At 41.1% G+C, this 11828-nt stretch carries 9 protein-coding genes; 4 read left to right on the top strand and 5 right to left on the bottom strand.

The genetic code is table 11. The features are described from left to right. Positions 1-233: 233 nt before the first annotated feature. Positions 234-1463, bottom strand: coding sequence for an amidohydrolase family protein (locus tag UABAM_RS04490; protein WP_151966802.1), 1230 nt, complete (start codon positions 1461-1463; stop codon positions 234-236). Next, on the bottom strand, positions 1463-2761 hold the full coding sequence (locus UABAM_RS04485) for an amidohydrolase family protein (protein WP_229759356.1): 1299 nt from the start codon (positions 2759-2761) through the stop codon (positions 1463-1465). Before UABAM_RS04485 ends, UABAM_RS04490 begins: the two co-directional genes overlap by 1 nt. A gap of 183 nt (positions 2762-2944) precedes the next feature. Here UABAM_RS04485 and UABAM_RS04480 point away from each other — a divergent pair, with 183 nt between their 5' ends. Then, complete coding sequence (locus tag UABAM_RS04480; protein WP_151966801.1) at positions 2945-5137, top strand: VIT domain-containing protein; 2193 nt, start codon at positions 2945-2947, stop codon at positions 5135-5137. A 48-nt stretch (positions 5138-5185) separates the two neighbouring features. On the opposite strand, the gene UABAM_RS04475 is transcribed toward UABAM_RS04480, so the two are convergent. Both UABAM_RS04475 and UABAM_RS04470 read right to left on the bottom strand, forming a co-directional pair. Further along, positions 5186-5995 (bottom strand): lysophospholipid acyltransferase family protein, encoded by an 810-nt coding sequence (locus UABAM_RS04475; RefSeq protein WP_151966800.1) that lies wholly within the window; start codon positions 5993-5995, stop codon positions 5186-5188. 147 nt (positions 5996-6142) lie between these two features. Beyond that, entirely contained in the window at positions 6143-7342 is a 1200-nt protein-coding gene (locus tag UABAM_RS04470) for a serine hydrolase domain-containing protein (RefSeq protein ID WP_151966799.1), read from the bottom strand. A gap of 167 nt (positions 7343-7509) precedes the next feature. On the opposite strand from UABAM_RS04470, the gene UABAM_RS04465 reads away from it, so the two are divergent. From UABAM_RS04465 to UABAM_RS33315, 3 genes are all read left to right on the top strand, one after another. After that, positions 7510-9444, top strand: a complete 1935-nt coding sequence (locus tag UABAM_RS04465) for a protein kinase domain-containing protein (protein ID WP_173013132.1) — start codon at positions 7510-7512, stop codon at positions 9442-9444. Further along, the gene (locus tag UABAM_RS04460; RefSeq protein WP_151966797.1) at positions 9431-10780 is read left to right on the top strand and encodes a serine/threonine protein kinase; all 1350 of its coding nucleotides are present in this window, start codon (positions 9431-9433) and stop codon (positions 10778-10780) included. The genes UABAM_RS04465 and UABAM_RS04460 overlap by 14 nt, the downstream gene beginning before the upstream one ends. Positions 10781-10874: 94 nt before the next feature. Continuing rightward, entirely contained in the window at positions 10875-11048 is a 174-nt protein-coding gene (locus UABAM_RS33315; RefSeq protein WP_173013131.1) for a hypothetical protein, read from the top strand. A 9-nt stretch (positions 11049-11057) separates the two neighbouring features. On the opposite strand, the gene UABAM_RS04455 is transcribed toward UABAM_RS33315, so the two are convergent. Next, on the bottom strand, positions 11058-11720 hold the full coding sequence (locus UABAM_RS04455; RefSeq protein WP_151966796.1) for a hypothetical protein: 663 nt from the start codon (positions 11718-11720) through the stop codon (positions 11058-11060). Positions 11721-11828: the final 108 nt, after the last annotated feature.

Raw genomic sequence — 11828 nt, 5'->3', positions numbered from 1 at the left:
CCAACACCGAGGAGAATCACACCAACACAAATCAATCTTGTTTGTGGTATGCACCAAAGAAAACCAATGGAAACAAATTCAGACGTGTTACGCCTCTCCCGTGGGAGAGGCATGAGAATTCAGGCTTTTAGCGAAGCTAAAACCTTAAATTCGATGGTGAGGGCACCAACACCCAGAAGAATTACATCAACACAAACAATGTCGTTTGTGTAAAGGTTCGCCCCTACAATGCGTTAATGACTTTCTGAGCTAACGATTTTTCCGTCGATGATGACCGCGGTACAATGACTTGTGTACTCAAACGGATCACCGTCGTAAAGAGCGATATCCGCGTCTTTTCCTACTTCCAAAGAACCCACACGCGCATCGATACCTAAAATTTTTGCGGCGTCGATGGTAATAGCTTTTAGAGCATTGTCAAATCCCAAACCGTATGCCGCAGCGATCGCTGCTTCAAAAAGTACCACGCGTGTTTTTGGAACGTAGCTTTCATAGCCACTCTGCATCGCGATACGAATACCCGCTTTTTGCAAAATACTGGCGTTTTCCATGCTCATATTTTGTTTTTCGCCAAAAGTTCGCGACATCGAAGGGTGTACAATCACAGATACACCAGCTTCCTTGATTTCATTCACCAATAAATACGCCTCACTTGCCCCATCTAGCACGATTTCGATATTAAATTCTTTTGCTAGGCGCAAAGCTGACAAGATATCATAGTGACGATGTGCGTACACTAACAGTGGTACTTCGCGATTGAGCACACGTTCGAGTATTTCATCGCGAATATTGCGCGGTTGTGTGCTTTTCGCAACGTTTTTTTCATCTTCCTTGCTCGCTGCCTGGGCCTGTTCACGTGCATTTATCTGGTTTTGAATGCGTACAAATTCACCGCGCAACATTGCTACGGCTTTACCTCTTGTTCCAGGGCTTCCTTTTGGCATGAGACCGGAATCTCCGAGAGTTACGGCAATCATTTGTGTGGTTTTCATCACCGCTTTGTCCACTACCGTACCATGCGTTTTTACCACCATTGTTTGTCCAGACATTAGCATTCCTGGTGCATGTCCGGTGTTCACGGTGGTCACTCCAAGTTGACGGATCCATTTCACCAAAGGATCTAGTGAATTGTATGCATCGATGGCGCGTAATTCTGGCTGCATCGGTGCAGAACGTTCCAGTTGATCTTGGTCTTGGCTCTGATTTAACATACCTCCGAGACCAACGACACTACGTGCATCAATGAGACCTGGTGTCACCACTTTCGCGCTAAGTACTTGGCATTCTTTAGGAATAATGACTTCTTTCGTCGTTCCGATTGCCGCAATCTTGCCGTCGCGTATCAGAATAACACCATTGGTGATCTGTTCTCCGGCCATGGTGTGAATTACTTCGCCCTTTACCGCAATTTGTGCGTTTAGGGAAATGAGGAGTGCGAAGATTAAACATATACTTTTTCTCATTATTGTCCCTTTCCATAGCAGCAATATTCCACAGGACGATCCTCACCTGCGCCATAACCACCTACTGCCCACAGATGATCTTGGGCATCTGCACGATCAAAAACTTTCTTACCATCTACCCACGTCTCTTGTATTTTGGTATAAACACTTAAGGGAGAACCAGAGAGTATAACTAAGTCCGCATCTTTGCCCACTTCTAGTGAACCCAAACGATCTTGCAAATCGAGCATAATCGCTCCTGCCATGGTAAGTCCGTATATCGCCGCTTCCTCAGACATTCCTGCGCGAACAGCGAACGCTGCGGAGCGCAAAAATAAACGCGAATCCGTAATGGGATCGTCGGTGTGAAAACCAACAACTGCACCAGCTTTTTCCAAAGCGATACCGTTTTTCCAATCGAGGTCTCGTGCCTCTAATTTACCTCCGGGGCTATCAATGATAATAATCGAACACGGTGCTTTTGCCGCGGCAATCTCTTTTGCTATTTTCCACGCCTCGCTCACGTGATGCAAAACAACGCGAAAGCCGAACTCTTTTTGTAAACGCAGTACCGTCATCACATCATCGTGGCGATGGGTATGATGGTGAACAATGCGTTTTCCTTCTAACACTTCAACAAGAGCCTCCATACCTAAATCGCGCGGTGGCATCTTGGTTTTGTCTCCTTTAGCATCGAGTATTTTTTGTCGATACTCCTGTGCTTTTATATACAAAGCGCGTACCAATGCCGCGGATTTTCCTCGCGTTCCCGGGAAAGGTGCTTGGCGGATAGAGTTTGTTCCATTTGCCATCTTCATACCACCCATAAATTTACCTTCGGCGTTTTTTATCACTAAGTCATTGATAATACGTCCGTCGCGCATTTTGATATAAATTGTTTGTCCACTCATCAAGTGTCCAGAACCGGGCATAACATTCGCGACCGTAACGCCACCCGCTTGCGCTTTTTGAATTCCGGCATCCAAAACATTAAACGAGTCAAAAACGCTAGTTCCGGGATGCAAAGGTTTCGAACTGTCTCCCGCTCCGGCACCACCAATGTGACTGTGTGTGTCCACAAAACCAGGCAAAATAACTTGCCCTGTCGCGTCGTGAACAACAGCATCGTTCGGTAACTCAACGGCGTCGGCAACACCAATGGCACTGATCTTACCTTTGTGTATGACAATGACACCTTTTTCAATAGGTTTACCTACAACAGGGATAATACGCGCACCGACAAATGCATGCGGAGCAGACTCTTGCGCAAATCCTGTTGTCATGTAGGCAAAAATGACAAACATAATCCACTTGTTCATTTAAGTAGACCTCCAATTGTTCATTTAAATAGACCTAGGGCGTATCATCAATGAAAGTTGCCTTGATAACACGCCCTAAAAAAATTATTTTAAATTTTCGCAAAATTTTGGAAACTTTTTTGGTTTATTCGATTCTAAGGAGTAACAAAACTTAATAACTTTCATTATGTAAAGGGAAACAACATGAAAAATATTTTTTTTGCATTACTAGTTCTTGCCCTAAGTAGTGTTCAGGCAAGAATTATTCCCAATATTCCAAATACAACAACACCACCGTCTATTGCACTTCAACCAATAAAAGCGAAGAAGCATCATGTCAACGTTGAGATAAAAAATGGCGTTGCCGTGACAACTTTGGAAACGGAGTATTATAACCCGAATAATCGCCTTTTGGAAGGCACATATCTATTTGCCCTTCCAAAAGGTGCTTCTGTTGCCAATTTTTCGTTGTGGATTGATGGCAAAGAAATGCCTGCGGAGTTATTGGATGCGAAAAAAGCGGAGAATTTATACATAAGCATCGTACGCAAAATGATCGACCCTGCTCTTCTTGAATTTGTAGGACGCGAGACATTCAAAATGCGTATTTTTCCATTTCCTGCAAATGGATCACGTAAGATAAAGCTTACTTATCAACAAGTTTTAACTGTGGACAATAACTTAACACGCTATGAGTATCCACTCACCGCCGTGGGAAGTGGCCACGAAGACACGATTGGTGATTTTTCGTGTACAGTAAAGATTTCCTCACAACATTCTATAAAATCAGTATTTTCTCCGACACATGACATTAAAGTGGAGCAAAAAGGCAAAAACGCTACCGTAACTTTTGCCAAAAATCACATCAACACCGATCGCGATTTTGTGCTCTACACCTCAGATTCCAACAAGCGTGTAGACTTGAGCTTTATTCCATTTTCTAAAGGATCGGAAAAAGGCCATTTTCTCGTCATGCTATCACCAAAGACCGAAGTCAGCAAAGATGAGATTAATCCTAAGGACATTGTCTATATCTTAGATACCTCAGGATCGATGGTCGGAGACAAAATGGACCAAGCGAAAAAAGCATTGCAATACTGTCTACATCAGCTACACGAAAAAGACAACTTCAACATCGTTTCATTTTCTACCGAGGCCACACTATACAAAGACAAATTAGTGAATGCTTCGAAGGCCAATGTCAAAAAAGCTTTAGAGTATGTCGAAGAAGACATCCGTGCACGTGGTGGAACAAACCTCGAAGAGGCTCTACACTATGCTCTTGACATTGCTCCGAAAAACAGTGATCGCCCATACATGATCATTTTACTAACCGATGGTAAACCGACAATTGGTGTTACCAATCCTCAAGAAATCATCAAAAAAGTACAAAAGGCGTCGATGAAAAACTTGCGTTTGTTCTCTTTTGGTATCGGAGATCAACTCAATGCGAAGTTACTAGATCGCCTTGCAGAAGAAAATAAAGGTACACGTGAATACGTCAGTGCCAAGGAAGACATTGAAATAAAAATATCGAGCTTCGTCGACAAAGTTTCCTCCCCGGTACTAAGCGACGTGCAGGTGAAATTCCCCTCTAACGAAGATCTACGTGTAAGCGAAGTGTATCCAAAGGAAATTCCCGATTTATTTAAAGGTTCTCCTTTGACACTACTTGGGCGCTTTTCAGGTAAAGGTGATCAAGTGATTAAGGTCACCGGAAAAGTAAACGGCAAAGAGCAAGAATTTGTATACGAAGTGTCTTTCCCTGAACAAAATACCGAAAACGAACATGTTCCACGATTATGGGCAGTGCGTAAAGTTGGTTTCTTACTAGACCAGATACGCCTACATGGCGAAAACGACGAACTAAAGAAAGAAGTTGTGCGTCTGGCCAAAAAATTTGGAATCGTAACACCATACACATCGTACTTGGTCGTGGAAGACGATCCAAAACCAATTCCAGGAAGACCAATGCCGGAACCAACGATATGGGACCAATCGCGAAACACCAATGCTGCCGAAGAAGATGATAGTTTTGCCGATGGTGGAGAAGCAATGGACGCGGAAAGTGGTGAGTCTGCAGTAGAGGCTTCCAAGGAAATCCAAAAGATGAAAAAAGCCGATGGCCTTTACAACAACGATAAGCAAAGCAGTGTTACCAAAAACAAAATGCGCAAAGTGGGATTCAAGACATTCTACTTATCGGGAAATGCGTGGTACGATAGCGATGCGTTGAGTAAAAAAGCCCAAAAGCTAACAACAAAGAAAATCACTTACTTGAGTGATGCGTACTTTGCACTACTGAAAAAATATCCAAAAATAGGAAAATATTTGGCGATTTCTAAAGACCTCACCATTGAGTGGGATGGTACAATCTACGAAATTCGCGCAAAGTAAATTAAGAGAACTCTACACCCTACCGTATTGAATTACGGTAGGGTTTTTTCATTTAGACTCTTTCTCTTCATCTTCAGGATACGTTTTTTTTGGCTCCCAGCCTTCAGGAAAACCTTTTGTAAAAGCTTTCGGATCTTTGTCGTAGTATTTAAAACCGCGATAGGCCGCTTCTAAAAGTTCATTTTCCATAAATTTGTGAAATTTATCAAACGCTTCCTCGTCGTGCTCCGCTTCCGCAGGAACGTAGAATGGGCCATCGACAAACACGCGAATATCATTAAAGGGCAGTGGGATCATCGTGCGATCCCAAGTTTTCAAGAGAATCTTTCTCTTACACCAAATGCGAACCGTGAGCAGTGGCATGTCTAGTTTTTGCGCCATGACAATGGCACCACTTTTCATACGATATATTGGACCAGATGAACCATCCACCGTAATACCCGTCGGTCGGTGTTCTAGATCTTTCGCATATTCGATAAACTTTTCTAAAACGGGAATACGGCGTTTTTTCCCTTTACTCGACCCACCGCGGAAAACGGTAAAGTTGCACATGCCTAACATTTTGGCAATAATTTCTCCCGCCGCCCCACTACTGGCGATGGTCAAACCATGACACTCCTTGAAAGCATAGCTCACAAAAAACACATCTTGGTGCCACAAAACCGCCACGTATTGCGCTGGTTTGTCGGGGTAATAGATGTAGTCGCCATCAACGATACCATTTTGAACTTTGCTGGTTTTCCAAACAAACCAACAATAGGACATATAGATATAGGGAATTGTATATTTTAGTATGTTTTTGCCCACTTTGCGCATGAAACGCTTTATTTTTTTTCTTATTTTTTTTATCATCGCCATAGAATAAAACTCAAAAGTAGATGTTTATCGTTCGTGGAATGAGCTGCCAGTAATAGGCGACAACTCCGCAGGTAATTGTACTTTGTTTGCTTGTTTCGTGCAAATATTTGTTTGTAAATGCCAAAATCAATGGCGGTGTATATGAATTCATTCCGCTAAATATTTTTGAACAAAAGCGTAACAATGCTGAAATACTTCCTCTTCAATGCGATACCAACCACTGTGCTTTCCTTTTTGCCAATTTTTTGCACCATTACTAATAAATACAATGCCAAATTCTTTGGTCGGTGAAAAATACATATCACTAATCAACCCGTAAGCTTCACCTGGGTGACCGATTAATTTTTCACCGCGAATTAAGTCTGTGGTGGTATGGTTACCTAATGCGTAACTGTTAAATATACCATAGTAATTGTCACCATTCTTTTTATCATACTGCCAAACAATCTTGTACATCAATTCTTTCGTTGGTGATTGTAGAACATTATTATTCTGTTTGTCGTAGTAAAACATCATTAGCTTTGCAAGATTTTTCGCGGATATTCGCAAACCACCTTGGGGAGCGAATAAGAAACCGTTTGTTCCGGGAGTATACCCAGAGAAATCTTTTTTGGCAGGAGGCTTCCCCTGGAAATGATCTGCTTGTGCTTGCCACTGTTCGTCTTTATAACGATACAAAGCCGCAATATTGTCGACATTTTTTAGGGTATGGATATTAAAACTTGCCGTAATGTTAAGTGGCGCAAAAATGTATCGTTCGCAATATTTGTCAAAGCGTTCTTCAGAAAGTACTTCCACCAAAGATGCAATAACACCATAGTTCACATTTGCATATTTGAAGTAACCAGGTGGGTGTTTTTCGTCAAATAAATTCCTAGAAAAGTATTTCCCTTCTTCGCAAAGTAATTCACGCAAGGGAATTATATCGTCTTCGCGCAAAAATGTATAATACGCTTTGTCATCCCGCAAGCCCGAAGTATGTGCCAAAAGGCTACGAAAAGTAATTTTTTCTTTGGGAAAATGCGGATGAACGACTTTGTATTTCAAATAGTCACTAATATCATCATCCAATTGAAACTTACCGCGTTCAAATAGTTGCATTAGTGCCGTGGCGGTAATCATTTTCGAAATAGAAGCGATACGATAAATCGTATCTTGGGTTATGGATAACTTTCGATCTACATCCCTTAAACCATAGACTCCCGAAAATACCATTTTATTTTTGGCCGTCACAATCACCGACATACCAATGGCGTTGTTATTTTGATATACTTTGTGTAATATTTCGTCAAGAGATTGAGATAATAAACAACAAAGCAAAATGGTACATAGCACGAAACGCTTCATAAGAAAACTTCCTCTGTTTAGTGGTAATTTAGCTAACAACAAATATTACGCAAGTTTCAATAATAATACAATTTTCATAACTCTGCAAAAAATACTTTTGAATTTGCCGTAAAAAGTTACAATAGATCGACACTCTAATTTTTATGCAAAAGACTGTGGGAAAAAATATGAAAGATGACTCTTCACACAATGTGTTTCATGACACACAAATAGATACAAAATTTGTACAAACGCGTTTTGCACAATACAAAATATGCGACACTCTTGGACAAGGAGGAGTCGGAAAAGTATACAAAGCACTTGACGCCAATTTAAATCGCGAAGTTGCCCTAAAGGTACTTCTCGATAACTCGCCACTAGAAGACACCCCTGCTCGTCAACGTTTTCATAAAGAAGCGGTGTCCATGGCAAAAATTTCTCATGAGAATATTGCACAAATATACGAAGCAGGAGTATTTGAAGGGATCGCCTTTTTGACGATGGAGCTCATCGAAGGTGGGGATTTAAAAGAATACAAACGCCGTAAGAAATTATCGTTTGAGCAAATCGCCGATATCACAGCGCAAATAGCCAAAGGTGTAGAACACGCGCACCAAAATAAGGTCATTCACCGCGATTTAAAACCGTCCAATATATTGATGGACGGCGACAAACCAAAAATAACCGATTTTGGTTTGGCGCAAACACACAATGTACCCAACAATATTTCGCTGAGTGGCAGTATTTTAGGAACCCTTAACTACATGCCTCCGGAGCAAACCAGAGGAGAAAACGTCGATCAACGCGCCGACACATATGCTATAGGTGCCATTTTATACGAGCTATTGACCAATCGCCCACCATTTCGTTCACCCAATGCGGTCAATCTAGTTTTTAAAATCACCCGCCAAGAAGTTACGTTTCCCGCGCAAGCAAAGAAGAACATCCCCAAAAAATTGCAAAATATTTGCTTTAAAGCGTTGGAAAAAAAGCCAGAAGACCGTTACCAAAGCGCAGCAGACCTGGCAAGCGACCTATACAGTTTTATCAACAAAGAAACACAACGCTCCAAGATTCAGAATTTTCCTCATTGGGCACGCATAAAACGCAAATACGCCAAGTATGCGCTGTTCGTATCTATCGCCATTATGTGTGTTGTTTTATTTCTTAACCTAAGCAAAACAAACACGACAAACACCGCCAATACAACAAATACAACTAAAACGCATAATGAAAAGCAAATATTGGCCAAACTACGGCAGCAAAAGCTAGATCACCTTAGTCAGCTTTACCAGTACAAAGGGCACTACTACGCCGTAATCGCATCAAAAACATCGTGGCTTAAGGCCTATTTAACTTGCAAAAAGTTAGGTGGTTATCTCGTCACGGTCACCGATCACGACGAAAATCAATTTTTAATGTCCATCATGTCCACACGCAAAAAGTACTGGATTGGGTTGCAGTATAAAAATAAAAAAAACAGCTGGGTAACACAAGAGCCTCTACTTTATAAAAACTGGTCGATTGTTGGCAAGCACTTACCAGGATCTAAACCATCGGTAGCAGTTTATACAAAAGTACAATTGGACAATTCCTGCGATTGGCAGTATGACAAATCAGGGCGGCAGCAATTAGAGTTTGTATGTGAATGGGGAAAAAATCGCCAAGGTGCTGCGGGGAAAGGGCGCGATATCATTGCCAAATTCAAAGTAAAACAACGTCACTGCGAAGCAACCAACATGCAATACCCTAAAAACGTACGTATATATCTCAAAGCATTTGTGATCAAGGTCCCCAAACGCAAATTACGTTTTTCTTTTCAAATAAAAAATGTCGCCAAAGAACCGCGCAAAACGCTGTTACTCATCCGAAATTTTTCCGGAACCGTAAACAAGAACAACAGAACATATATAAACATCAATCTCAACGGTCGTTCTTTACGTCGTAAACACGTTATTGTCTATCAAAACCCAGAAGCGGACTACATAGATGTTAGCGATTATGTCAAACAGGGTCTCAACAATCTAAGCATAGAACTTGATCCAAGCAGTGGTACCGTCTACTTCCTAAATGAACTTACCTTTTATACAACAACTCTGAGAAAAAAATATGAAACAGAATGATACTCCCTTTCAAGTAGAAAAAATGATTGGCCAAGGAGGTATGGGGCGCGTATATAAGGTTTTCGACAAAGTATTGCAACGCGAAGTGGCTCTGAAAGTGATGGCAGGTGATGCCACAAAAAAAAGCCGTGTTCAACGCTTCTACCGTGAGGCAGAAGCGACAGCCAAATTAAAACACCCCAACATCATCCAATTGTACAACTTTGGTGAATACCAAGGAAAACCATACTTTACCATGGAACTTATCCATGGGGAACATTTAAAAAAGTATGTAACAGATAATCGCCTAAATTTTAAGCAAATAGCCGAAATACTGATCCAAGTTGCCGCAGCTATCGACTATGCACATAGCCGCGGTGTCATACATAGGGATTTAAAACCCGAAAACATCATGATGGATAACGGAGTACCAAAGGTAATGGATTTTGGTTTGGCCAAACTCAACACCGCAACCAGAAGAATTTCCCGCACCGGTGAAGGATTAGGTACGCTTTCTTATATGCCACCAGAACAAATGCTTGGGCAAAAAGTAGGTCCTTACACGGATATCTATGCGATCGGAGTTATTTTATACGAACTTCTCACCGGAAAATTGCCTTTTTCCGGGAGCACAAATAAAATGATCACCGAAATCACCAGTAAAACTCCGGTACGCCCAAAACTACTCACGGAAAAAGTCCCAAAAGATCTAGAAATCATATGCTTAAAATGTTTACAAAAAAAACCGGTGAAACGTTACCAAAGCGCACAACTTTTAGCAGAAGATCTTGAGAGATTTGCCAAAAACGAACCTCTCACAACACGGGAAAATTATCTTTTACCAAGTGTCATTGCCGCAGTAGTAGGCTGTATTTTCCTAATTTTCGCAATACGAACACAAGCATCGCCATCAACAATATCAACGACGTCAAAATCGCAACAAAAGCCCGAAAAGAAAACCAACATTTCGCCGCTGTTAAAACCTTTTTATAACAAGCCTGACTTTCCAGATATACGCAACATACTGCAACAGTTTTTGGACAAAGAATATATTGTAGTCGACATAAACAAAATCAACGATACGTATTACTTTTTGAGCACAACTCCTGCTTCCGAAATAGCTATCAGAAATATCGCCAACAACTATGACAGTCAATTGGCTTTATTTCATCCGCAAATGGATACAAAAACCAAAAAGTTGATCTATGATTTATTACACAAAAATAAAGTACAAAAATGCTTAGTGTACAACCCTGACACCAATAAACTAAATATCATACAAACCGGCGGTAAAACGATTCGTCACCATGGACCTTCGGTCCATCCCTTCTTGTATGAGTGGAAGGCCAAAAAGTAATCAATTGCCTCTTAACAACGTTGTATATGCAACGTTTTGCGGCATTTATTGATGGAAGATATCAAAAACAATGTGCTAAAGTAGGTAGTAAATAATGTTTAAACCAATAAAAGAAGAAGACTGGAAAAAACTTAGACAGATAAAAGATGACGCTTTATCCGACACACAACAGTTCTTTCACGACAATGAAAGGTTCAACATCGTAGAAGGACATTGTCGTGAATATTGCGAAAAGATGCTAAAAAAAATACAAGTGGCGCTGCATTAGTTTGTATTTCTACCATATGCATTTTTCTTTACACTCCGCAAAACCATTTTCAAAAATCAAATAACCCAGTTCCGTGTATTCTTGAGAGGCTCTTTTCCTCGCGAGTTCTTCACCTCTTTCGTCATTTTCCATCATGGCTTTTGACATCATGGTAATCGGAGAGTCCTCGGAGTGCATATCAAAATGTAAGCTGGGTACCCAAGCTGTCGCTTCATCAATGGCAAAATCGTGGCAAAGATACCCGGGAGAGTACTTTTCTAGAAGATCAGAAGGGAAAGCATATCCCCGTATCGAATAATGTCCAAGAATTAATTTTTTTTCCCATAAAGCTCGTCCAACATCATCGTTAGGATTCGAATGTTCATCGATGAATCCCTCCTCGTCTTGAAAAACCCACCCAAAGTACGACATCGGCTCGCCAACACAACTTGTTGTCACGAAGTCCGGGATCATGGTGTGTCCGCTGCTGCACCATCCCAAGTTTAGATCAGGGCAAAGTTTCCACTCGCTCAGGACAAGCTGAATGTCACGATAAATTTGTTCAAAATAGTTCTTTTCATCAATTTTTCGTAAGATATCATCGAAATCTTCACCCACAGCAATGATAGATCCTATGGAAATTTTTCTTAATTTTTCTAGTCCGCTCTCTGTCAGTGCTCTTTTGTTCTGCATTTTATATTTCCCTGTTTTCAGCTTTTTTACGACGGCAAACTTCAAATATTTCTGTTGCTCTTTATTGTAAGGCAAAATTTTCAAAGATGCCAAATGCAATTCAAAAGA

The organism is Candidatus Uabimicrobium amorphum, from assembly GCF_009002475.1.
GTDB lineage: Bacteria > Planctomycetota > Uabimicrobiia > Uabimicrobiales > Uabimicrobiaceae > Uabimicrobium > Uabimicrobium amorphum.
This window is presented reverse-complemented; position numbering and strand designations above follow the sequence as displayed.

Excerpts from the sequence above, each read along its gene's own strand:
- UABAM_RS04480 (WP_151966801.1), top strand. The coding sequence starts at position 2,945 with ATGAAAAATATTTTTTTTGCATTACTAGTTCTTGCCCTAAGTAGTGTT.
- UABAM_RS04470 (WP_151966799.1), bottom strand. The coding sequence starts at position 7,342 with ATGAAGCGTTTCGTGCTATGTACCATTTTGCTTTGTTGTTTATTATCT.
- UABAM_RS33315 (WP_173013131.1), top strand. The coding sequence starts at position 10,875 with ATGTTTAAACCAATAAAAGAAGAAGACTGGAAAAAACTTAGACAGATA.
- UABAM_RS04485 (WP_229759356.1), bottom strand. The coding sequence starts at position 2,761 with ATGAACAAGTGGATTATGTTTGTCATTTTTGCCTACATGACAACAGGA.
- UABAM_RS04490 (WP_151966802.1), bottom strand. The coding sequence starts at position 1,463 with ATGAGAAAAAGTATATGTTTAATCTTCGCACTCCTCATTTCCCTAAAC.
- UABAM_RS04475 (WP_151966800.1), bottom strand. The coding sequence starts at position 5,995 with ATGGCGATGATAAAAAAAATAAGAAAAAAAATAAAGCGTTTCATGCGC.
- UABAM_RS04465 (WP_173013132.1), top strand. The coding sequence starts at position 7,510 with ATGAAAGATGACTCTTCACACAATGTGTTTCATGACACACAAATAGAT.
- UABAM_RS04460 (WP_151966797.1), top strand. The coding sequence starts at position 9,431 with ATGAAACAGAATGATACTCCCTTTCAAGTAGAAAAAATGATTGGCCAA.
- UABAM_RS04455 (WP_151966796.1), bottom strand. The coding sequence starts at position 11,720 with ATGCAGAACAAAAGAGCACTGACAGAGAGCGGACTAGAAAAATTAAGA.